General features: G+C 64.5%; 19 protein-coding genes. 7 read left to right on the plus strand and 12 right to left on the minus strand.

The annotated features are described in order from the left end of the window. Nucleotides 1-97 precede the first annotated feature (97 nt). Genes FJ957_RS10385 through FJ957_RS10395 form a run of 3 tightly spaced genes read left to right on the plus strand, consistent with a single transcriptional unit; the run spans nt 98 to nt 5,244 of the window. Nucleotides 98-772, plus strand: a complete 675-nt coding sequence (locus FJ957_RS10385; RefSeq protein WP_040991372.1) for a response regulator transcription factor — start codon at nt 98-100, stop codon at nt 770-772. 8 nt (nt 773-780) lie between these two features. Further along, nucleotides 781-2,262 (plus strand): HAMP domain-containing sensor histidine kinase, encoded by a 1,482-nt coding sequence (locus tag FJ957_RS10390; protein WP_140831038.1) that lies wholly within the window; start codon nt 781-783, stop codon nt 2,260-2,262. Nucleotides 2,263-2,274: 12 nt separating this feature from the next. After that, nucleotides 2,275-5,244, plus strand: coding sequence for a bifunctional [glutamine synthetase] adenylyltransferase/[glutamine synthetase]-adenylyl-L-tyrosine phosphorylase (locus FJ957_RS10395; protein WP_140831041.1), 2,970 nt, complete (start codon nt 2,275-2,277; stop codon nt 5,242-5,244). Here FJ957_RS10395 and FJ957_RS10400 read toward each other — a convergent pair. Together FJ957_RS10400 and pepN are read right to left on the minus strand one after the other, a co-directional pair. Continuing rightward, nucleotides 5,241-7,562 (minus strand): PAS domain-containing sensor histidine kinase, encoded by a 2,322-nt coding sequence (locus FJ957_RS10400; RefSeq protein WP_140831042.1) that lies wholly within the window; start codon nt 7,560-7,562, stop codon nt 5,241-5,243. The two genes, FJ957_RS10395 and FJ957_RS10400, sit on opposite strands and share 4 nt — an antisense overlap. Before the next feature lie 165 nt (nt 7,563-7,727). Beyond that, the gene (pepN, locus tag FJ957_RS10405; protein WP_140831044.1) at nt 7,728-10,373 is read right to left on the minus strand and encodes an aminopeptidase N; all 2,646 of its coding nucleotides are present in this window, start codon (nt 10,371-10,373) and stop codon (nt 7,728-7,730) included. A gap of 214 nt (nt 10,374-10,587) precedes the next feature. On the opposite strand from pepN, the gene FJ957_RS10410 reads away from it, so the two are divergent. After that, on the plus strand, nt 10,588-11,535 hold the full coding sequence (locus FJ957_RS10410; RefSeq protein WP_140831046.1) for a DMT family transporter: 948 nt from the start codon (nt 10,588-10,590) through the stop codon (nt 11,533-11,535). Between the two features lie 4 nt (nt 11,536-11,539). Here FJ957_RS10410 and FJ957_RS10415 read toward each other — a convergent pair whose 3' ends face one another. The 3 genes from FJ957_RS10415 to FJ957_RS10425 form a co-directional block, all read right to left on the minus strand. Then, nucleotides 11,540-12,352, minus strand: a complete 813-nt coding sequence (locus tag FJ957_RS10415; protein ID WP_140831048.1) for a helix-turn-helix transcriptional regulator — start codon at nt 12,350-12,352, stop codon at nt 11,540-11,542. Between the two features lie 118 nt (nt 12,353-12,470). Then, nucleotides 12,471-13,403: a uracil-DNA glycosylase gene (locus FJ957_RS10420; RefSeq protein ID WP_140831050.1), complete on the minus strand. Its 933-nt coding sequence runs from the start codon at nt 13,401-13,403 to the stop codon at nt 12,471-12,473. A 46-nt stretch (nt 13,404-13,449) separates the two neighbouring features. Continuing rightward, entirely contained in the window at nt 13,450-14,088 is a 639-nt protein-coding gene (locus tag FJ957_RS10425; RefSeq protein ID WP_140831052.1) for a hypothetical protein, read from the minus strand. A gap of 251 nt (nt 14,089-14,339) precedes the next feature. Here FJ957_RS10425 and FJ957_RS10430 point away from each other — a divergent pair, with 251 nt between their 5' ends. Then, nucleotides 14,340-16,019, plus strand: a complete 1,680-nt coding sequence (locus FJ957_RS10430; protein ID WP_140831054.1) for an electron transfer flavoprotein-ubiquinone oxidoreductase — start codon at nt 14,340-14,342, stop codon at nt 16,017-16,019. Between the two features lie 150 nt (nt 16,020-16,169). Then, on the plus strand, nt 16,170-16,763 hold the full coding sequence (locus FJ957_RS10435; RefSeq protein ID WP_140831056.1) for a DUF922 domain-containing protein: 594 nt from the start codon (nt 16,170-16,172) through the stop codon (nt 16,761-16,763). Between the two features lie 76 nt (nt 16,764-16,839). Here FJ957_RS10435 and FJ957_RS10440 read toward each other — a convergent pair whose 3' ends face one another. The 7 genes from FJ957_RS10440 to FJ957_RS10465 all read right to left on the minus strand — a co-directional run bounded on the left by FJ957_RS10440 (nt 16,840) and on the right by FJ957_RS10465 (nt 21,164). Next, on the minus strand, nt 16,840-17,163 hold the full coding sequence (locus tag FJ957_RS10440; protein WP_140831057.1) for a hypothetical protein: 324 nt from the start codon (nt 17,161-17,163) through the stop codon (nt 16,840-16,842). Between the two features lie 100 nt (nt 17,164-17,263). Next, nucleotides 17,264-18,301: an endonuclease/exonuclease/phosphatase family protein gene (locus tag FJ957_RS10445; protein ID WP_140831059.1), complete on the minus strand. Its 1,038-nt coding sequence runs from the start codon at nt 18,299-18,301 to the stop codon at nt 17,264-17,266. A 101-nt stretch (nt 18,302-18,402) separates the two neighbouring features. After that, complete coding sequence (locus FJ957_RS10450) at nt 18,403-19,860, minus strand: AMP nucleosidase (RefSeq protein ID WP_246685832.1); 1,458 nt, start codon at nt 19,858-19,860, stop codon at nt 18,403-18,405. A 126-nt stretch (nt 19,861-19,986) separates the two neighbouring features. After that, a complete protein-coding gene (locus FJ957_RS10455; RefSeq protein ID WP_140831063.1) occupies nt 19,987-20,181 on the minus strand; it encodes a hypothetical protein in 195 nt (64 codons plus the stop codon). 49 nt (nt 20,182-20,230) lie between these two features. Further along, nucleotides 20,231-20,365: a hypothetical protein gene (locus FJ957_RS32425; protein ID WP_281407672.1), complete on the minus strand. Its 135-nt coding sequence runs from the start codon at nt 20,363-20,365 to the stop codon at nt 20,231-20,233. A gap of 198 nt (nt 20,366-20,563) precedes the next feature. Beyond that, complete coding sequence (locus FJ957_RS10460; protein ID WP_140831065.1) at nt 20,564-20,905, minus strand: DUF2147 domain-containing protein; 342 nt, start codon at nt 20,903-20,905, stop codon at nt 20,564-20,566. 13 nt (nt 20,906-20,918) lie between these two features. Beyond that, nucleotides 20,919-21,164 (minus strand): hypothetical protein, encoded by a 246-nt coding sequence (locus tag FJ957_RS10465; protein ID WP_140831067.1) that lies wholly within the window; start codon nt 21,162-21,164, stop codon nt 20,919-20,921. A 168-nt stretch (nt 21,165-21,332) separates the two neighbouring features. On the opposite strand from FJ957_RS10465, the gene FJ957_RS10470 reads away from it, so the two are divergent. After that, nucleotides 21,333-21,599 (plus strand): sel1 repeat family protein, encoded by a 267-nt coding sequence (locus tag FJ957_RS10470; RefSeq protein WP_140831069.1) that lies wholly within the window; start codon nt 21,333-21,335, stop codon nt 21,597-21,599. The last annotated feature ends 126 nt before the right edge of the window (nt 21,600-21,725 follow it).

The raw sequence follows: 21,725 nt of genomic DNA on the forward strand, positions 1-21,725 counted from the left end.
GTTGCCGGTTTTGGGAAGAAGACATGCGACTAATGAAGGCAAGGCACGAAGAATGACTGCCTCTCAAACTTCCGGTGAAATCGCGTATAACGGCTCCATGAAGATTCTCGTCATGGAAGACGATCGCGAGGCGGCGGATTATTTGCAGAAAGCCTTCGCCGAGGCGGGCCACACCGCCCATGTCGCCGGCGACGGCGAGACCGGCTTCGCGCTCGCCGATGCCGGCGACTATGACGTGATGGTGGTCGACCGCCTGATGCCGCGCCGTGACGGCCTTTCGGTGATCGCCGCACTTCGCTCGCGCGGCAACACCACGCCGGTGCTGATCCTTTCGGCGCTGGGCGAGGTCGACGACCGCGTCACGGGCTTGCGCGCCGGCGGCGACGATTATCTCACCAAGCCCTATGCATTTTCCGAATTGCTTGCCCGCGTCGAGGTGCTGAACCGCCGCGCCAGCGCGCGCGAGTCCGAGACCGTCTACCGCGTCGGCGATCTCGAGCTCGACCGGCTGTCGCATTCGGTCAAGCGCGCCGGCCGCGAGATCACGCTACAGCCGCGCGAGTTCCGCCTGCTCGAATATCTGATGCGCCATGCCGGGCAGGTGGTGACGCGCACCATGCTTCTGGAAAATGTCTGGGACTATCATTTCGATCCGCAGACCAACGTCATCGACGTCCACGTCTCGCGCCTGCGCGGCAAGATCGAAAAAGGCTTCGACAAGCCGATCCTGCACACGATCCGCGGCGCCGGCTACATGCTGAAGGGCGGGTGAAGCCACAGATGGCTCTCTCCCTGCCGGCCATCATGAAGACGACGGCGGCCCGGCTCTCGGCGCTCTATCTTCTGCTTTTCGCGCTCTGCGCCGTGCTGCTCGTCTTCTACATGACGTCGCTGTCGGCGCGCATGCTGACCGCGCAGACGCAGGAGACCATCAACGACGAGGTGCTGGGCCTGGCCCGCGCCTATCAGCGCGGCGGCCTGCCGGTGCTGGTGCGCGTCGTCGAGGCCCGCTCGCGCCAGCCCGGCGCCAATCTTTACCTGATCGCCGACGCCAACGGCCAGATCCTGACCGGCAATGTGCAGAGCCTGGAGCCGGGGGTCATAGAGACCGAGGGCTGGACGACGGAACCGTTTTCCTACCAGCGCTTCGGCGAGGGCGAGCTCGATCGGCTGCGCAGCGGCGGTTCGGACCAGGCCACGCCTCCGGCCAACGACAGCAGCAACAGCCCCCAGTCCACGGGGGAAAAGGGCCACAACGCCATCGCGCTGGTGTTGAGACTGCCCAACCAGATGATCATGCTGGTCGGCCGCGACCTCGGCGAGCCCGAGCGCTTCCGCGCCGTCATCAGCCGCGCGCTGACCCTGGCGCTCGGCATGATGGGGCTTGGCGGCATCCTGATCTGGTTCTTTGTCGGGCGCGCGGCGCTCAAGCGCATCGACAGCGTCTCGGACGCCAGCCGCCGCATCATGGGCGGCGATTTGTCCGGACGGCTGCCGGTCACCGGCGCCGGCGACGAATTCGACCGCCTGTCGGCGAACCTCAATTCGATGCTGGCCAGGATCGCCATGCTGAACGAGGGGCTGAAGCAGGTCTCCGACAACATCGCCCATGATCTGAAGACGCCGCTGACCAGGCTGCGCAACCGCGCCGAGGCGACGCTCGCCGGCAGGCACAAGACGGAAGATTACCGCCAGGCGCTGGAAGGCACGATCGCGGAGTCCGACCAGCTCATCAAGACATTCAACGCCATCCTGATGATCTCGCGCCTGGAGGCTGGCTATTCCTCGGAACAGACCGGTCCCGTCGACCTCGCCGCGACGGTGAGCGACGTCGTCGAACTCTACGAGCCGGTGGCGGAAGAGGCGGGCGTCGCGCTGGAAGCGACAGTGCCCGAGGCCTTTACCATCAACGGCAACCGCGAGCTGATCGGCCAGGCGCTGTCCAACATCGTCGACAACGCCATCAAATACTCGACCGACGCCGCCGAGACGCCGAAAGTGCGTGTGGCGCTGGAGCGCATCGGCAACGAGATCAAGCTTGCCGTCAGCGACAACGGCCACGGCATTCCGGACGACGCCGATCGTGCCCGAGCCACGGAGCGTTTCGTGCGCCTGGAAAAGAGCCGATCGCAGCCGGGCTCGGGCCTGGGTCTCAGCCTGGCCAAGGCAATCATGACTTTCCACAACGGAAGGCTTGATCTTTTGCCCGCCAATCCCGGATTGTCCGTGGTCATGAGTTTCCCATTGCGGGAGACGCATTGACGGCGCGGATAAATGGCGAAGAAGAAAATCGAATCCGAATTCCGGCTTAACCCGACACTGGCGCTCCGCCCCCTGGACGCGAAACATGCCCGGCGCGAATTGTCGGAAATCGCCGACGCCGCCGAGGAGGAGGGGCTTTCCCGACTCGCTGCGTTCCTGGCGGGCCAGGGGCCGCTGCAGGATCTGCTGGCGGCCGTCTTCGACCTCTCGCCCTTCCTCCGCGATGTGGCGCGCCGGCGGCCGGCGATCCTCGATACGCTGTTCGACCTGACGATCGAAGCGCGGCTCGATGCCATCGGCGAAGCGATCGGCGGCGCGGCCAAGGCGGAAGACGCCTCGGAAGCGAGCCTGATGATGGCGCTCAGGCAATGGAAGACCGAAGCGCATTTCCTGATCGCGCTGGCCGACCTTTCAGGCGAGGCGGAGACCTCCGTGACGGTGCGCCGGCTCAGCGATCTTGCGGACGCCTGCACATGCGCCGCCGTCGATTTCCTGCTGCTCGACGCGCATCGGCAAGGCAAGCTCAAACTACCGCATCCGGCCGAGCCTGCCAGGGATTCAGGCTGGATCCTGCTTGGCATGGGCAAGCTCGGCGCGCATGAGCTGAACTTTTCCTCCGACATCGATCTCGTCGTCTTCTTCGAGCCGGAGGCGCCGGCCGTCATCGATCCGCTCGACGCGACCGAACTGTTCTCCAGGCTCACCCGCCGTCTCGTGCGCATCCTGCAGGACCGCACCGAGCACGGCTATGTCTTCCGCACCGATCTGAGGCTGCGCCCCGATCCCGGCTCGACGCCGCTGGCGATCCCGGTCGAGGCAGCACTTCGCTATTACGAGGCGCGCGGGCAGAACTGGGAGCGCGCCGCCATGATCAAGGCGCGGCCGGTTGCCGGCGATCTTGCTGCCGGCGCCGCCTTCCTCAAGGAATTGCAACCCTATGTCTGGCGCAAATACATGGACTACGCGGCGATCGCCGACGTTCATTCGATCAAGCGCCAGATCCATGCCCACAAGGGCCATGGCGAGATCGCCGTGAAGGGTCACAACGTCAAGCTCGGCCGCGGTGGCATCCGTGAGATCGAGTTCTTCGTCCAGACCCAGCAGCTCATCGCCGGCGGCCGCTTCCCGGAACTGCGCGGCCGCGAGACCGTGCCGATGCTCGCAGCGCTTGCCGCGCGCGGCTGGATCACAGCTGACGCCCGCGATGCGCTCACCCGCCAATACTGGTTCCTGCGCCGTGTCGAGCACGCCATCCAGATGGTCGCCGACGAGCAGACGCACATCCTGCCGGAAGAAGACGAGGAGCTCAAACGCATCGCACTGATGATGGGTTTTGCCGGCGAGGCGGAATTCACGCAGGCCTTCCGCGCCTCGCTGCAGCAGGTCGAGCGCCATTACGCGGCGCTCTTCGAAACCGCTCCCGAACTCTCGGCCGGCGTCGGCAATCTGGTCTTCACCGGCGATGTCGACGATCCCGATACGCTGCAGACGCTGCATGGCCTCGGCTTCCAGCGGCCGAGCGACATCTGCCGCGTCATCCGCGGCTGGCATTTCGGGCGCTACCGCGTCACCCAGTCGGCGGAGGCGCGCGAGAGGCTGACCGAACTGACCCCGGCGCTGCTGAAAGCCTTCGGCCAGACGCGTCGCGCCGACGAGGCGCTGATGCGCTTCGACGAGTTCCTCGCCGGCCTGCCGGCGGGCATCCAGCTTTTCTCGCTGCTGCAATCGAACCCGGCGCTCTTGAAGCTGATGGCGACCATCATGGGCGCGGCGCCGAGGCTGGCTGCCATCATCACCCGCCGCCCGCATGTCTTTGACGGCCTGCTCGACCCGGCCTTGCTTACCGAACTGCCGGACCGCGCCTATCTTTCGGCGCGGCTTGCCGCCTTCATCGAGGGCGACCGCGCCTATGAGGATGTGCTCGACCGCCTGCGCATCTTCGCCTCCGAGCAGAAATTCCTGATCGGCGTGCGCCTGCTTGCCGGCTCGATCGATCCCGCGCGCGCCGGCCGCGCCTTCTCCGATCTCGCCGACCTCACCATCGAGGCGGCGCTGAACGCGGTGATCGCTGAATTCGCGCTGCGCCACGGCAGGGTCGCGGGCGGCAGGGTGGCCCTGCTCGGCATGGGTAAGCTCGGCAGCCGCGAACTCACGGCCGGTTCGGATGTCGATCTCATCCTGCTCTACGACCACGACGCGGATGCCGAGGACTCCGACGGCGAAAAGCCGCTGGCGCCTTCGCATTACTATACCCGCATGACGCAGCGCCTGATCGCCGCCGTCTCGGCGCCGACGGCCGAAGGCGTGCTCTATGAGTTGGACCTGCGCCTGCGCCCCTCGGGCAACAAGGGGCCGGTCGCCACCCATATCGATGCGTTCAAGAAGTATCAGCGCCAGGACGCCTGGACCTGGGAACACATGGCGCTGGCACGAGCCCGCGCCGTCGGCGGCGATGCCGTACTCTGCGCCGAGCTCGACGATGAGGTGGCGGTGGTGCTGGCGCAGCCGCGCAATGCCGCCAAGGTGAAAGCCGAGGCCTCGGACATGCGCGCGCTGATCGAGAAGGAGAAGCCGCCGCGCGACCTCTGGGACATCAAGCTGATCCCGGGCGGGCTCATCGATCTCGAATTCATCGCCCAGGTCGCGGTCATCGCCGGCGATGTCGAGCCCGGTCGCCGGGTCACGGCGACCGCCGACATTTTGGCCCGGCTTTCTCCTGATTTCGCCTCAGCCGATGTACGTGAAGAGCTTGGCGAGGCCTATCGGCTCTATCTGGCGCTGACCCAGATGATCAGGCTTTGCCTCATCGGCGAGTTCCAGCGCGACGATGTCCCGCCGGGACTTTCGGATCTGCTGCTGGCGGTCACCGACCTGCCGGATTTCGGCGTGCTGGAAGCACATCTCAAGGAGACGTCGCGGAAGGTCAGGCAGGATTTTGGCCACTTGCTTCGCGCGGGCGCGTCGAAACGCGGGATGAATTAGGCCGCCGCCTTCACTGTCGGCGGAGCCTTCTTCAGCGGAATGCGCACCGACACGATGGTGCCTGCACCCTCGGTCGAGCGGATCTTCAGCGCGCCGCCCTGCAATTCGGCCAGCGAGCGCGAGATGGCGAGTCCGAGGCCCGAGCCGGTGTGGTTCTTGGAGAACTGGTTCTGCACCTGCTCGAACGGCCGTCCGAGCTTGCTCAGCGCCTGCTTGGGGATGCCGCAGCCATTGTCCTCGATGGTGAGCAGCAGCGCCCCGGACGTGTTGCGAGCCCTGACCGTGATCTTGCCGCCCTGTCCGGTGAATTTCACCGCGTTGGAGAGCAGGTTGATGGCGATCTGCTTGATCGCGCGGCGGTCGGCATAGACGCGCATCGCATCGGCGATGCGCGTCTCGACATTGATCGACTTTTCCGCCGCCTGCAGCGAGATCACGCGCACCGTCTCCTTGATCAGCGGGCAGAGGTCGATCTCCTCGCGGTCGAGCGAGAACTGGCCGGCTTCGATCTTCGACATGTCGAGGATGTCGTTGATGACGCCGAGCAGGTATTTGCCGCTGCCGTTGATGTCGGTCGCGTATTCCTCGTAGCGCTCGGAGCCGAGCGGCCCGAACAGGCCCTGCTGCATCAGCTCGGAGAAGCCGATGATGGCGTTGAGCGGCGTGCGCAATTCATGCGACATGTTGGCGAGGAATTCCGACTTGGCGCGATTGGCCGCCTCGGCGCGCTCGGTTTCCTTCATGTATTTGCGGTTGAGCTCGACCAGTTCGCTGGCGCGTTCCTCCTCGGCGCGGCGGGCCAGGCTGAGATCGTGGATCGTCGCCATCAGCCGGCGCTCGCTGTCGACCAGTTTTTCCTGGTGCAGCTTGATCTGCGTGATGTCGGAGCCCACGGAAACGACGCCGCCGTCGCGGGTCCTGAGCTCGTTGACCTGCAGCCAGCGGCCATCGGCAAGCTGGCGCTCCAAGCTGACGCCGCCCTGCGGCCCGTTGGCATTGGCGAGCCTACGCTCCGAGGCGAAGGCCAGCATGCGCTCCTCCAGCATATCGCGAGTCGCGCCCGGTACCACGTCGCGGTCCGATAGCCCGTTGTCCTTCTGGAACTTCGAATTGCACATGATCAGCCGTTCGGCGGCATCCCACAGCACGAAGGATTCGTTGATGTTCTCGATCGCGGTCCTGAGCCGCATGTCGGCCGCTTCCGAGCGCAGCGCCAAGTGCCGCTGCTCGGTGACGTCGACGGCGATGCCGATCAGCTGGATCTCCGGCGCCTCCGGGTCGATCACCTGGGCGCGGGCTCGCATCCACACCCACTGCCCGTCGGCATGGCGCATGCGGAAAACCTGGTCGATATGGTCGATCTCGCGTTCGATGATGCGGTTGGCGAGCTCGAACAGGTCGCCGTCTTCCGGGTGGATGATCTCGTCGACCTCGCCGAAGGAGAGCATCGTATCGCAGGGCTCATAGCCCAGCATGTCGTACATCGAGCGTGACCAGTACATCTTGCCGCGCACCATGTCCCAGTCCCACAACCCGCAGCGGCCGCGCACCAGCGCCATGTCGATGCGCTGATGCGCTTCGAGATAGATGCGGTCCGCCGCCTGGGCGCGCGCCGCCTGGCCGAAATAGGCGTAGAGGATGACGATCAGCACGCCCGCCGTCAGCACGAACAGCGTGACGTTGAGCGACATCGACTTGCGCCAGCTGTCGAACACCGCTTCCTGCGGCACCAGCACGGCGGCCGCATGTTTGCGGTCGCCGCTGAGGCTGACGGCGGCAAACCAGTCCTGTCCCGAGATGCTGACGTCCATCACGCCTGCGCGGTCGCCGAACATGAACAGCGGCTGGCCGCCCAGCACGAGGCTGTCCAGCGTGCGGCTCTGCCAGCCCGTCGACAGCGGCGAAACGGCGATGACCTTGAAGTTGGCGTCGGTGATGGCGAGCACATGGGCGCGGCTCATGGCGCCCTGGCGGCCGGTGTTCTCCAGGAGGCTTATGGCATTGACGCCGGCCGCGCTGGGGTCGGCGGTGACGGCCTGCGCCATCTGGCCGGCAGCCAGCGCCAGCACGGCCTTGGCGTCGCGCTCGATCTCGTCATGCTCGTTCATGAGCGACAGGAAGCGCAGCGCGGCGATGACGGTGAGAAAAACGACGATCAGCGCCGGGATCGACCGGCGCAGCAGCGGCTCGGCGGCCAGGAGCCGCTGATAAGTGGGTTCGGCGATCAGGCGCGTATTGCCGGCAAGTCCATCGCTCCTTGCCTTGCGACGCGCAAAAGCCTTCCCTCCGGGCGCGCCCCACGCGTCCGCCTTGGCCATAAATGGCACTCCCCGATCTGCCGCATACTTGGATGATCCGGCTACGCCGCACGCCCGAATCGTCAGTAAAGAATCAAAGCTGATTCGCCTTGTCCAGTGGCGCGGGCGAAAAAGATTAAAAGTTGATTGAAATTTGTCGAAACTGCCGATCGGGTAGATTGCTAGTCACGCCAGCGTCCGTTCCACGATATCGCGCAGATCCGCCGAAAGATTCTCGGCCTTCGCCATGTCGAGCAGCGCCTGCCTTGCCTTGGCCTGACGTCCAGGCTCCAGCGAGCGCCAGGAGCGTAGCGCCGTGGCCAGACGCGCGGCCACTTGCGGGTTGCGCTTCTCCACTTCCAGCACCGTCTCGGCGAAGAAACGGTAACCTTCGCCGTCGGGGCGGTGGAAGCCGGTCTGGTTGGCGCTTGAGAAGGTGCCGATCAGCGAACGCACCCGGTTCGGGTTGGCGATCGAGAAGGCTGGGTGCCGCATGAGCTCACGCACCTTGTCAACGGTGCGCTCGCCCGGCACACCGGCCTGGATCTGGAACCATTTGTCGAGTACCAGCGCGTCGCTGCGATAGCGGGCCTCGAAAGCGGCCAGAGCTTCTTCGGCCTCGGCCGTGCCTGGATGGCGATGCGCCAGCACGGCGAGCGCTGCGGCGCGGTCGGTCATGTTGGTGGCGGCGGTGAAGTGCCTTGCGGCGAGGCCCGCGCCGCCCGGCAGCAGCGAAAGATAGTCGAGCAGGATGTTGCGCAAGGCCCTGCGCCCGGCGCTCGCCGCGTCCGGGCTGAACGGACCTTTCTCGGCGAGGCTCTCATAGAGCGTCGGGAAGGCCTCGCGGTTTGCCTCGGCGATCATCCGCGCCATCGCCTCGCGTGCGGCAAAGATGGCGTCTGGGTCGATGCCCTTGCCGATGTCGCGGGCAATATCGGCTTCGCCGGGAAGCGACAGCGCGAGCGCCCGGTAGGCCGGCTCCAGCGCTTCGTCGCCGGCGATCCTGCCGGCAAGCTCGGCAAGCCGCGCCGCAAACACCGGCTCCTTGCCGCCGAGGATCTGGCGGAAGGCGGCGATCAGCGCATCGGTCAAGAGCGTGTTGACCGCCTGCCAGCGCGCGAAGGCGTCGCTGTCATGCGCCGCGAGGAAGAACTGGTCGTCGGCCTTCTGCTGCACCGAAAGCGTGATCGGCGCCGAGAAGCCGCGGTTGAGCGACACCGAAGGCCGTTGCGAAATACCCGAGAAGCGCACCGTGTGCCGACGCTTGCGGATGTGGATGACACCGTCATCCACAATTGCACCCTCGACGGCAGTCCAGGTGACGGGCTTGCCGTTGGCGCCCACAAGACCGAAAGCCAGCGGGATATGCATCAGCCGCTTGCGGCTTTCCGACGGCGTCGGCGGCACCGACTGCTCGATCTCCAGCGTGAACTCCTTTGCCGCCGCATTGTGCGTGGAGCTCACCGTCAGGTTCGGTGTGCCGGCCTGATGGTACCAGAGCGCGAATTGCGCCAGGTCGCGGCCCGAGACGTCCTCGAACACTTTAAGAAAATCCTCGATCGTCGCCGCCTCGCCGTCATGCCGCTCGAAATAGAGGTCCATGCCGGTACGGAAGGTTTCCGGCCCGAGGATGGTGCGGATCATGCGCACCACTTCCGAACCCTTCTCGTAGACGGTCGCGGTGTAGAAGTTGTTGATCTCGCGGTAGCGTCGCGGCCTGACCGGATGCGCCAGCGGCCCCTGGTCTTCCGGGAACTGGTGAGCGCGCAGCGTGCGCACCTCGGCGATGCGCTTCACCGCCCGCGAGCGCTGGTCGGCGGAGAATTCGTGGTCGCGGTAAACCGTCAGCCCTTCCTTCAGGCAGAGCTGGAACCAGTCGCGGCAAGTGATTCTGTTGCCAGTCCAATTGTGGAAATATTCATGCGCGATGATCGCCTCGATGTTGGCGAAGTCGGCATCCGTCGCGGTCTCCTCGTCGGCCAGCACATATTTGTCGTTGAAGACGTTGAGGCCCTTGTTCTCCATGGCGCCCATGTTGAAGTCGGAGACGGCGACGATATTGAAGACGTCGAGGTCGTATTCGCGACCGAAGGCTTCCTCGTCCCATTTCATCGAGCGTTTCAGCGCGTCCATCGCATAGCCGGCAAGCTGCTCCTTGCCGGGCTCCACATAGATGCCGAGCTCGACCTCGCGGCCGGACATGGTGGTGAAGCTGCCCGCCACCTTGCCAAGCGCGCCCGCCACCAGCGCGAAAAGGTAGGAGGGTTTGGGGAAGGGGTCGTGCCAGACCGCGTAGTGCCGACCGCCGGCGAGCCCGCCGCGTTCGACGGGATTGCCGTTCGAAAGCAGCAGCGGCGCCTCGTTGTGCGGCGCTTCGATGCGCACCGTGTAGACCGACAGGATATCGGGACGGTCGAGGAAATAGGTGATGCGGCGAAAGCCCTCGGCCTCGCATTGCGTGCAATAGACGTTGTTGGAGCGATAAAGGCCCATCAGCGCCTCGTTGCGCGAAGGCGCGATCTCCGTCTCCAGGCGCAGCTCGAACCGCTGCGCCGCCGGCGGCTTCAGGATCGTCAGCCGGTCAGGCGTCGCCTCATAGTCGCTGGCCGGAAGCGTATGCCCGTCGACGGCAATGCCGAGCAACGTCAGCCCGTCGCCGTCGAGCACCAGCGGCGCCGAGGCGGCGACGCCCGCGCGCCGCTCGATCGTAAGCAGCGCGGTCACATGGGTCGCGTCCGGCGACAGGCGGAAGTCGAGGCTGGTCCTCGGGATGAGATAGTCGCAGGGGCGATAGTCTTCGAGCTTGAAGACATGGCCGGTATCTGTGCGCATTCCTTAGGCTTTTCCTGTTGATTTCGGGCGGCCAGCCAGCTTGGCTGGTCCAAGAATTCTGAGGTGCGCGCTCTTTACACGAAACGGCCACTCGACAAAACTGCGGGATAGGTTGTGTCTCGCAATTCCGGACGGAAGACCGTTACACACTTTTCCTGGAATTGCTCTTGGCCTATTTCGCGGCTTCGTTTCCCGACTACCCTTACGAGGCAAGATGACCGTCGATCATGCCATCGGCCACAACACGCTGCGCGGCATTACGCTGAAGATCGTCTCGGTGACGGTCTTCGTCGGCATGCAGACCTGCATCAAGGCGGCCGGCGACGTGCCCGCAGGGCAGATCGTCTTCTTCCGCTCCTTCTTCGCCATCTTCCCGATCATCGCCTTCCTGGCCTTCAAGGGTGAATTGGCCACGGCATTCACGACGAGACGGCCGTTCAACCACGTCGCGCGCGGTGTGGTCGGCGTCGGCGCCATGGGGCTCGGCTTCTTCGCGCTGACCAGGCTGCCGCTGCCGGAAGCGATCACGCTGAACTACGCCCAGCCGCTGCTGGTCGTCGTGTTCTCCTCGATCTTCCTCGGCGAGACGATCCGCGTCTACCGCTGGAGCGCGGTCGCGGTCGGTCTTGCCGGCGTATTGGTCATCTCCTGGCCCGAACTGACGCTGCTCAATTCCGATGAAGGCCTCGACGACCACGAGGTGCTGGGCGTCATGGCCGCGCTGATCGCCGCAGCGATCTCGGCGGTCGCCATGCTTCTGGTGCGCAATCTCGTCCAGACCGAAAAGACGGCAACCATCGTGCTGTGGTTCTCCTCGACCGCTTCGGTGCTGTCGCTCTTCACGCTGCCCTTCGGCTGGCAGGCGCTGACACCGATGCAGGCCGCGCTCCTCGTTGCCGCGGGCTTCTGCGGCGGGCTCGGCCAGATCCTGATGACGGCGGCCTACCGCCATGCCGAAGCCTCGGTCGTGGCACCCTTCGAATACACCTCGATGATCCTCGGCGTCGTCGTCGGATATTTCGTTTTCGGCGACGTGACCTCGCTGAACACCCTTGCGGGCGGCGTGATCGTGGTCGCCGCCGGCATCTTCATCATCTGGCGCGAGCGGCAGCTCGGCCTCGAGCGAACGCGCACCAGGACCGTCACGCCGCCGCAGGGGTGAAGGCCTACGAAGCGGTCGCCCGCTCTTTCGCCAATCGCACCAGCACCGTCCTTGTCTGCTCATCCGCGGGGAAAAAAGATTCGATCGCCAGTTCCGACAGCGTGACGTCGAGCGGCGTACCGAAGACCGTGATCGTGCTGATGAACGACAGCACCTGATCGCCATGCGCGAGCCGCAGCGGATGCACGATGCCGCTCGGTTCGACCGGCGCCGGCCGGCTGCTCCTCATGCCGGACGGATAGGTGCGCAGTTCGCGTTCCAGTTCGATCAGCACCGGATCGCCGGTGGCATCGTTCTGGTGCTTCAGCCGCTCCAGCAGATGCGCGCGCCATTCCGCCAGATTGACGATGCGCGGCGCCACGCCGCCGGGATGGAGGCTGAGCCGCAGCACATTGACCGGCGATTGGAGCAGCGACGCTTCGGAAATATCAGCGAGGAACGGTGCGATTGCGGCGTTGGCTGACACGAGGTTCCAGTGCCGGTCCACCGCCAGTGCCGGAAAAGGCTCGTGGCCCTTGAGCACGGTCTCGACCGCGGCCATTGCCGGCGCCAGCGTTGCGTCGCCAAGCGATCTCTCGCTGAAACTCGGCGCGAAGCCGGCGGCAAGCAACAGCTGGTTGCGCTGGCGCAGTGGAATCGACAACTGCTCCGCCAGATGCAGCACCATGTCGCGCGACGGCTGGGCTCGACCGCTTTCGACGAAGGAAAGATGCCGCTGCGAGATATTGGCCTCCATGGCGAGGTCGAGCTGGCTCATGCGCCGTCGCGTACGCCACTCGCGGATGAGGCTGCCGGCGGAAGGGTCGGATATGGTCATGGGGGGAATGAGTAGGGCGGCGGGCGGAGCGTTTCAATTACCTCGGAGGTTATGGTTGCCGCGTTGGAGATTGGCGAAGCCCGGGGCGACGTCCGATCTCCCCCACAAGGGCGGGCGATTAGCCAATCGCCAACCCCTTCAACTTCGCCTTGACCTCGAGAAAATCGCGCCAGGCCAGCTTCTTGTGCGCCGGCGTTCTCAAGAGGTACGCCGGATGCAGCGTCGGCATCGCCGGAATGGCTATGCCCGACGCCGTCGTGTGCACCCGCCAGTTGCCGCGCAGGCGCAGGATGCCCTCGGTCGTGTTGAGCAGCGTCTTGGCCGACGGACCGCCGAGATTGACCAGCACCTTGGGATTGACCAGTTCTATCTGCCTTTCGATGAACGGCCGGCAGATTTCGGTCTCGTGCGGTGTCGGCGTGCGATTGCCCGGCGGGCGCCACGGAATGACGTTCGCGATATAGGCCGAGTTGCGGTCGAGGCCGATAGCGGCGAGCATACGGTCGAGCAGCCGGCCGGAGCGGCCGACAAAGGGCAGACCTTCGAGGTCCTCATCTCGGCCCGGCGCCTCGCCGACCAACATAAGGTCGGCTTTCGGATTGCCGTCGGCGAAGACGAGGTTCTTGGCGGTGAATTTGAGATTACAGCCGTCGAAGCCGGCCATGTGCTGGCGCAGTTCCTCGAGCGTCGAGGCGCTTGCGGCCAGTTGCCGAGCAAGCAGCGCCTGCGCCTCGTCGGGAACGGTGGCGGCCGGCATGCGCGCCGGAGCGTCCGGAATATTGCGCGCGTCGAGGCCGGATGATGGCGTCTGTGGCTCTGGCGCCTGGGGCCGCTCCGGGCCCTGCCCGGGTACCGGGCGGCTCTCGGATCTGGGGTCGCGAGGCGGTGCGGCTGGCGCCCGCTCGGCAGCCCTGCGTTCGGCCGACTTCGCCGCCGCTTCGGCAAACCGATTGACCGGCGCGTCTTCAAGCGCCTCGTCAACGCCGGCGCTGGCATAAAAGGCGAGCAGTTCGGCGATCTCGGCTGGTGTGCTGGGGGAGGCGGCAATCATCGCGCCACCATCGTCCGCGCGGCGCCGATTTGCAACCTCGTCGAGGTCACCCAGTCGGGATGCGCGGATCCTGCACGATGTAAAACGTCCAGCGCGGCGTGTAGTCGGTGATCAGGAAGTCGAAGGTCGCCGTCTTGAGCGGGTCGACCTTGCCGTTCTTGAACAGCAACTGGTCATAGGGTTCGAACCGGCGGTCGAAATCGGCGAAATTGCTCGACCAGATATTGTCGGGCGTCTTGTTGCGCTGATCGAAGGAAAGGCCGTCGCCGAACACGCTTGGCTGGTCGAGGATTTCCTGCAGCTCGAACTGGAATTCCACCCAGGGCAGGGCGCTGTTGTTGAGCACGTCGATGCGCATATACATCACGCCGTTGGCGACCTGGCCTGCCTTGCCGAATGGCTCGATCGGCTTGGTCGCGCGGATCGTCAGCGTCACCGGCGTCGCCGTGTTCAGTTCCTCCCTGATGATCAGCGGGTCTTCCCTGGTGCCGATGCCGGAAGCACCCGTGATGCGGAAGCCGCCCAGTTCGTCGGAGAAGGAATAGGCGCCGGTGGCCCAGACCTTCACCGGATCGGTATGCGCCGGCACGGATAAAAAGAGGAGTGGAAGAACCGCGCGCCAGGCCATGCCTGGCGTGAAGAGTAAGCGCTTTGATGGAAAGCCGGCTGGCTCTGGACTGCGCATGGTGCGAAGTATTGCCGATAACCAAGCCGTCGAACAATTAAAAACATGCGGACGCGGCCTGGCCTTTCATCCATTTGGCGCTGGCCTATGCTTGGCCATGGCCTGCGCCGCGACCGTTTCGTAGGGAAAACCGCGACTTTTTGTCGAAATCGGCGTTGTCACGTCGGCGCCGGTTTCGCGTCGCGAATTGATGCGCTATGCAGCGCGTGAGCCAGCACAATGCGAAAACATGGCGAGCCAGTGAGGGGTCGATGAGCGAAATCGAACGCGAGAGCATGGAATTCGACGTGGTGATCGTCGGCGCGGGTCCCGCCGGCCTTGCCGCCGCGATCCGTCTGAAGCAGCTCAACCCGGACCTTTCCGTCGTCGTCCTTGAGAAGGGCGGCGAGGTCGGCGCCCATATCCTGTCGGGTGCGGTCGTCGATCCGATCGGCATCGACCGCCTGCTGCCTGGCTGGCGCGAGGAGGGCGATCATCCGTTCAAGACGCCTGTGACCGCGGACCATTTCCTGGTGCTTGGCCCTGCCGGCTCGTTCCGCCTGCCCAACTTCCTGATGCCGCCGCTGATGAACAACCACGGCAATTACATCGTTTCGCTGGGCAATGTGTGCCGCTGGCTGGCCACCAAAGCCGAGGCGCTGGGCGTCGAGATCTATCCGGGCTTCGCCGCGGCAAGCCTTGTCTACAACGACGCCGGCGCCGTCACCGGCGTCATCACCGGCGACATGGGCGTCGAGAAGGACGGCACGCACGGCCCGGCTTACGCGCCGGGCATGGCGCTGATGGGCAAATATGTGCTGATCGGCGAAGGCGCGCGCGGCTCGCTCGCCAAGCAGCTTATCGCCAAATACCAGCTTGCCGACGGCCGCGAGCCGGGCAAGTTCGGCATCGGCCTCAAGGAGCTCTGGCAGGTCAAGCCCGAGAACCACAAGCCGGGTCTGGTGCAGCATTCCTTCGGCTGGCCGCTCGACATGAAGACCGGCGGCGGCTCTTTCCTCTACCACCTCGAGGACAACCAGGTGGCGGTCGGCTTCGTCGTCCACCTCAACTACAAGAACCCCTATCTCTCGCCCTTCGAGGAGTTCCAGCGCTTCAAGACGCATCCGGCGATCGCCGGCACCTTCGAAGGCGCCAAGCGCATCGGTTATGGCGCGCGCGCCATCACCGAGGGCGGCTGGCAGTCCGTGCCGAAGCTTTCCTTCCCCGGCGGCGTGCTGATGGGCTGCGCGGCCGGCTTCGTCAATGTGCCGCGCATCAAGGGTTCGCACAATGCGGTGCTCTCGGGCATGCTGGCGGCCGAGCATGTGGCCGAGGCGATTGCCGGCGGCCGAGCCAATGACGAGCTCGCTTCCTATGAGGAAGCCTGGCGCGGTACCGATATCGGCAAGGACCTGAAGAAGGTCCGCAACGTCAAGCCGCTCTGGTCGCGCTTCGGCACCATTGTCGGCGTCGGCATCGGCGGGCTCGACATGTGGCTGAACACGCTGTTCGGCTTCTCGCCCTTCGGAACCATGAAGCATGGCAAGGCCGACTATGCGACGCTCGAGCCGGCCTCCAAGCATCAGAAGATCGCCTATCCGAAGCCGGATGGCGTGCTGACCTTCGACCGGCTCTCCTCGGTGTTCCTTTCCAACACCAACCACGAGGAGAACGAACCGACCCATCTGATCGTCGGCGACATGGCGCTGCAGCAGCGTTCCGAGCACGATGTCTTCGCCGGTCCCTCGACCCGCTACTGCCCGGCCGGCGTCTATGAATGGGTGGACAAGGACGGCAACGCCGCCGCCGATCCGGCGGCAAAGGACGTGCGCTTCGTCATCAACGCGCAGAACTGCGTGCACTGCAAGACCTGCGACATCAAGGATCCGAACCAGAATATCAACTGGGTGCCGCCACAAGGCGGCGAGGGCCCGGTTTATCAGGGGATGTGATCGCCCCGACCGGGCCGTCTCGACCGCCGCCAAAGAGAAAGCCGGCGAAGGCACGGTCTACCGGCGCATGTGTGATCCGCGCCTTATCGGCCAAGGCCGTTGAAGCCGCGCGCCGAGTGTGGTCTGCTTCGCCCGAACAAGGAGGCGGACATGCGGCGGACCAGTCTGGCGATATTAGCTGCTGCCGGCGTGCTTTTGTGCGGGGCCGCCTCCGCCGGCACCAGGCTGACCGTGCATGTGCGCACCTACGACGTCGCCGGCAAGACCGGCGCGGAACTGATCGAGGCGATGGACGGCCTGGGGCCGAGGCACGGCCATGCCACGCGCGCCATCGCCGAGACTGGCTACGCTGTGCATTGGAAGCTCGATGTGACGCGCGACAACGGCATCTGCCGGCTGCGGCAGGCCAACGGCACGATCGACATCACCTACACGTTTCCGCGCCGCATGTCGCAGGCTGGTCCGGCCCTGGGCAGGCGCTGGGAGCGTTTCATGGCTGGCGTGCGCCAGCACGAGCACACCCATGGCCGCATAGCCAAGCAGATGATGCGGGCGACCGACACGGCGCTTGCCGGGCTGAAGCGGCAGGATAACTGGTTCTGCACCGGTCTTCGCCGGGACGCCAGGCGTCGCATCGACACGATCTATGCCGATTACGAGGCCAGGCAGAACGCCTTCGACGCGCGCGAGCACCGCGACGGCGGCCATGTCGAGCAACTGGTCGATGCGTTGATCAAGAAATAGGCCCAGAAGCCACTGCTGAACTGTGGTCTACTTGGCCGGACGCGCAGTTGCCGACGTCCGGTGGGTTTCTCAGCCTTCAGGTCCGGTCGGCACCCGAAGCGTCCTCCAAGGTCGCAATGTAGTGTATTCGGCTGCCGCTCGCGTACACGACGAAGCTCTTGTTGCCCAGTCTGTCATTCTTCACTGTAAGCGAGGTCGTGTAGCGCGGTGCGTTTCGTGGCAATGTCGCGGCAGGTGGCAGGTGGCTTAAAACTAGCCGCGAGAGAAGCACAGCTAGCTGGCCTTCGGGCAGCAACTTCTCTGGGATAGAGTCTTCCCATTCGTCGGCCGCCCCATGGCGTACAATCTTCCAAACTCGCGCCATGTCACCGGCCCATGATTTTGCGGCAAGGATATCCAAGTTCGGCTCGTGGCGACAGGCGATTGACGCTGGCGATCATCCGGTCAATTCAAACTGAGACACTGTACAGTCCGATCGACTTGGAACCTGTCGAGGTGGTCTAGCCACGTGCCCCACTGGACGAGGTATTCGTCGCCAGCGCCGACTTGTGCTCGTCCTCGGGCGCGTTGCTGTCGGACCGCAGCGTGAATTCGACCAGCACAGGCAAATGGTCGGAGCCGGTATCCTCCAGCCGGGCCGACGACAGGATCGTCACCCCGCCCTTGCTGAACACCTGGTCGATCGGCAGGCCCGCATAGCGGCGCAGGACGTCGGGCAGCGTGCGGTGGATCCAGGTCGGGCCGGCCGACGGCATCAGCGTCATGCCGCCGAGCCGCGCCACCCGCCGCACCGCCGCGCTCCACGGCACGGCGTTGCAGTCGCCGGCCATGATGGCGGTCTCGCCGAGCCTGGCCAGCGGTTCCGCCAGTTCGCCGATCTGCCAGTATTGCTCCTTCGGCCACGGCCAGCTGAGATGGATCGCGGCGACGTTGACCGGAATGCCGCCGAAATCGATCGTGGCGGTCGCCATCGCGCCGCGCGGCTCGCAACGCGGCGCGGTGCCGGCGGCGAAGGGGCGGCGCGAAAGCAGCGCGACGCCGAATATGCCGTAGGGATAGTCGCAAAGGATCCGATAGGGATAGGCGCTGGCAATATAGCCGAGCTCCTTCGCCCACATCCCAGACACTTCGTCGAGCGTGATGACGTCCGGATTGGTCCGGCCGATCAGCGACAGCACCTTCTTCGGCGTCGGATTGTTGAAGCGCAAGTTCATCTGCAGCAGGCTATAGACGGTCCTGTCGGCCGGCTTTGCGACCGCCTGCGGCGTCGACAATCTCGGCAGCGCGCTTGTCGTCGTGGCGAAGCAGGCGATGGCGAAGACCAGCGCGGCGACCGCCTGCAGCCGGTAGGGGCCGGCAAGCAGCGCCAGCGCGAGCAAGACCGTCAGCACGCTCAGATGCATGCGGAAATGCGAGAAGGAATCGAACGCCGGATGCAGCGTGCCGAAGAATCCGGCCAGCAACGCGGCCGAGCATGCCATCATCGCCAGGAATGTCAGTTGAGCCATCATGCTCAAGCGCGCGCCGCCCGTTGTCATTTGCTCCGACTGTCCCAGCCTTCCACCCGGATCGCTTATCGGCCAAATTGCGGCTCAAGCAAGACGACCGATTGCCTCGCCGGTGGCTGGCCGGCACGCGTCTACTGGAATGCCGTCTCGGAAAAGCTTCTCAGCTTGCGCGAATGCAACCGCTCCATCGGCATCTCGGCCAGCTTCTCCATCGCCCTTATGCCGATGGTGAGATGCTGCGCCACCTGCCGCTTGTAGAATTCGGTCGCCATGCCGGGCAGCTTCAGTTCGCCATGCAGCGGCTTGTCGGAGACGCACAGCAGCGTCCCGTAGGGCACGCGGAAACGGAAGCCGTTGGCGGCGATGGTGGCCGATTCCATGTCGAGCGCGATGGCGCGCGACTGCGACAGGCGCTGCACCGGTCCGCGCTGGTCGCGCAGTTCCCAATTGCGGTTGTCGATGGTGGCGACGGTTCCGGTTCGCATGATGCGCTTGAGGTCGTAGCCCGACAAACCAGTCACCTCGGCGACCGCTTCCTGCAGCGCCACCTGGATTTCGGCCAGTGGCGGGATCGGCACCCAGACCGGCAGGTCGTCGTCCAGCACATGGTCCTCCCGCACATAGGCATGCGCCAGCACATAGTCGCCGAGCGCCTGCGTGTTGCGCAGGCCCGCGCAATGGCCGAGCATGACCCAGGCATGCGGCCTCAGCACCGCGATATGGTCGGTGATCGTCTTGGCGTTGGATGGGCCGACGCCGATATTGACCATGGTGATGCCGCCATGGCCGGGCTTCTTCAGATGGTAGGCCGGCATCTGCGGCAGGCGCTGCGGCGACGTGCCTTCCGATGCCGTTGCCCCGTTCCGGGTCACGACATTGCCGGGTTCGATGAACTCGACATAGCCGCTGTCGCCACTGGCCATCAGCTCGCGGGCTCGCGCCACGAATTCGTCGATGTAGAACTGGTAATTGGTGAACAGCACGAAATTCTGGAAATGCTGCGGGCTGGTCGCTGTGTAATGCGTCATGCGGTGCAGCGAATAATCGATGCGTTGCGCGGTGAACGGCGCCAGCGGCCGCGGCTCGCCAAACGCCACCTCGAACGTGCCGTTGGCGATCTGGTCGTCGGTGCCGTCGAGATCCGGCACGTCGAACAGGTCGCGGATCGGCCGCTTGATGCGCTCGGCGGCCGCCCCGTCGACATAGGTGCCTTCGAGAAAGGCGAAATGCAGCGGGATGGGCGTAGTCGATTCCGCCACCGTCACCGTCACGCCGTGATTGCGCATGATGAGCCTCAACTGCTCGATGAGATAGTTCTCGAACAGTTGCGGCTGGGTGATCGTGGTGGCGAAATGCCCGGGCGTCGGCATATGGCCATAGGCCTGGCGCGAGTCGACCTGGCTGAACGAGGTCGTGGTGACGCCGATCTGCGGGTAAAAGGCCCGGTAGCGCTTGCTCTCGTCCCCGCCAGCGGCAAGCGCGGCGAAGGAATCGCGCAGGAATTTTGTGTTGCGGTCGTAGAGCGTCTGCAGCGCCGCAACGGCCTTTTTGGCGTCGTGGAAGCTCTGCTTGCCGAAGGGCTCCGGCATGACGACCGATTCGATGGCTTGGGGGTAGATTCGCTTTTCCATGGCTCAATATAGAGACTCAGGAGAGCGCTTGGGAGGGGGAGCCAGGCCTCAAGCGGTCCGGCGCGTCGTTTTTCTTCGGCTGCCTTATCCGCGCTGCAGGCTGATCAGCAGCACGAAGCCGACGCTGGTGTTCTTGTGCGGCGGCGCCTCGATCCTGTTGCCCGTGTCGGCGCGCATCATCGGCACCGCCAACACGGGGGCGGCAAGCAGCATCAGGATGAGCGTCGCCCGCGGCAGCAGCCGAAGGGCATTGGTTGCGATGGCGGCGATGCGGTTCATTTTAGTGGTGTCCCCGTTCCAGCTTGGTCGTTTCAACGCTTGAATTGGTTCACGAGGCCGACAACGCAGGCACCGGCCGTTCCCACGGGCGGGCCGAATGACCGGCCTCCGCAACGAGAATGGCGAAGAACATGCCAAACAGGCTCATCAGCAGGCAGACGATTGCGAAGCGACGGGCAAGCATTTCTCTCTCCTTCAATGCGGGAGAGAATGCCGGAATGCCTCTGAACCGGTTCTGAGACTGGTATTCATCTGCGGTTCAAATTGATTGACGAGGTCTTGAACAGGTGCCGGTGGCGCAGCGCCGGTCCGGCGGAGCGCCGCCGCTCCAAAGGAAAACGGGGCCGTTCGGCCCCGTTTCGGATGATCTGGAATCTGGCGATCAGAGCTTATGCCAGGTCTGGCTCTTGCAGATCAGGCCGCCAAGTACGCAGCCGCTCATCTTGAGCGTCGTGCCCGTGAGCGTCGCCTTGCCGGAATAGGTCTTGTCGTTCGCCGGGTCGGTGATGTTGCCGGCATATTTGTTGTCGCCTGTCGCCTTCATCGAGCCGATCGTCTTGCCCGCATATTTGCCGGTCTTGAGCGTGATGGAGAACGAGCCGCCGCCGCCGATCGTCGCCGTCTCGCCGGACTGCGTCTTCCAACTGCCTTCGATCGGGTCGGCCCACGCGGCGCTCGCCATGATCACTGTGGCCGCCAGGGCCAGGCTCATCTTTCGAAACATCTTGTCCTCCTCCCTATGGGGTTGCGGCGGGCTCCGGTCCGCCTTCCTGCCCCTTACGCAAAGGTAAAGCTAATCCAGCTCCCGCCAAAACAAAAGCGGTGCCGCCACGGAAGGTTGCAAGGATTTTCGCGCCCTGCATTGCCCGGAATAAACGAAACTCGAAAAACGCTTCGGTTTCCGTGGTTAGCGAAGTCTTGATTCCGCTCGCGGCAATTTTCATCGAATTTGATGCAAAATGGCTGAAACGCTGGATTCCCATGCTTAACAGTTTTTCGCGTTTACCTCTTGTTTTAGCTTTGTTTTCCTCAAATTAAGCAAGCCATTTAACGACAGATTCAAGGCCAGCCGTCATCCTCGAAAGCATCGAAAGAGCGCCCCGCCCCAAGGGAAAAGGAGGCAGCTCTCGGGAGCCAGACAGGGGATTGAAATGGCACGTTTTGAAATGCTTGAAGACGGCTTCGGCGCCATGGGGGCAACTGCCCAGGCCGACATTCTTTTCGAACTGGGCATGATGTATGCGACCGGCCGCGATTGCGAGACCGATGTCGTTGCCGCCCACAAATGGTTCAACATCGCCGCGATCAAGGGCTCGGTCCGCGCCGCCGAGCTGCGCTCGGAGCTGTCGGCCACCATGTCGAAAGTCGAGATCGCCACGGCGCTGCGCGAAGCGCGCGAATGGATGACGATGCACTGATCCTGAGCGCGCAACGCTCGGAAATTCATTGGGACAAGGCCGCGAAAAGACGGCCGGTCAAGAAGAACGAGAACGCGGCAGGTTGAAACAACCGAAGCCACGCAAGAACAGGGAAGCGAGCGGGGT

Origin of the sequence: Mesorhizobium sp. B2-4-6, assembly GCF_006442775.1 — a bacterium.
GTDB lineage: Bacteria > Pseudomonadota > Alphaproteobacteria > Rhizobiales > Rhizobiaceae > Mesorhizobium.

Coding starts and splice junctions, on each gene's coding strand:
- FJ957_RS10420 (WP_140831050.1), bottom strand. CDS start 13,403: ATGATTGCCGCCTCCCCCAGCACACCAGCCGAGATCGCCGAACTGCTC.
- FJ957_RS10425 (WP_140831052.1), bottom strand. CDS start 14,088: ATGCGCAGTCCAGAGCCAGCCGGCTTTCCATCAAAGCGCTTACTCTTC.
- FJ957_RS10450 (WP_246685832.1), bottom strand. CDS start 19,860: ATGCCGGAGCCCTTCGGCAAGCAGAGCTTCCACGACGCCAAAAAGGCC.
- pepN (WP_140831044.1), bottom strand. CDS start 10,373: ATGCGCACAGATACCGGCCATGTCTTCAAGCTCGAAGACTATCGCCCC.
- FJ957_RS10470 (WP_140831069.1), top strand. CDS start 21,333: ATGGCACGTTTTGAAATGCTTGAAGACGGCTTCGGCGCCATGGGGGCA.
- FJ957_RS10395 (WP_140831041.1), top strand. CDS start 2,275: ATGGCGAAGAAGAAAATCGAATCCGAATTCCGGCTTAACCCGACACTG.
- FJ957_RS10460 (WP_140831065.1), bottom strand. CDS start 20,905: ATGTTTCGAAAGATGAGCCTGGCCCTGGCGGCCACAGTGATCATGGCG.
- FJ957_RS10465 (WP_140831067.1), bottom strand. CDS start 21,164: ATGGGAATCCAGCGTTTCAGCCATTTTGCATCAAATTCGATGAAAATT.
- FJ957_RS10445 (WP_140831059.1), bottom strand. CDS start 18,301: ATGACAACGGGCGGCGCGCGCTTGAGCATGATGGCTCAACTGACATTC.
- FJ957_RS10385 (WP_040991372.1), top strand. CDS start 98: ATGAAGATTCTCGTCATGGAAGACGATCGCGAGGCGGCGGATTATTTG.
- FJ957_RS10410 (WP_140831046.1), top strand. CDS start 10,588: ATGACCGTCGATCATGCCATCGGCCACAACACGCTGCGCGGCATTACG.
- FJ957_RS10435 (WP_140831056.1), top strand. CDS start 16,170: ATGCGGCGGACCAGTCTGGCGATATTAGCTGCTGCCGGCGTGCTTTTG.
- FJ957_RS10415 (WP_140831048.1), bottom strand. CDS start 12,352: ATGACCATATCCGACCCTTCCGCCGGCAGCCTCATCCGCGAGTGGCGT.
- FJ957_RS10400 (WP_140831042.1), bottom strand. CDS start 7,562: ATGGCCAAGGCGGACGCGTGGGGCGCGCCCGGAGGGAAGGCTTTTGCG.
- FJ957_RS10390 (WP_140831038.1), top strand. CDS start 781: ATGGCTCTCTCCCTGCCGGCCATCATGAAGACGACGGCGGCCCGGCTC.
- FJ957_RS10430 (WP_140831054.1), top strand. CDS start 14,340: ATGAGCGAAATCGAACGCGAGAGCATGGAATTCGACGTGGTGATCGTC.
- FJ957_RS10455 (WP_140831063.1), bottom strand. CDS start 20,181: ATGAACCGCATCGCCGCCATCGCAACCAATGCCCTTCGGCTGCTGCCG.
- FJ957_RS32425 (WP_281407672.1), bottom strand. CDS start 20,365: ATGCTTGCCCGTCGCTTCGCAATCGTCTGCCTGCTGATGAGCCTGTTT.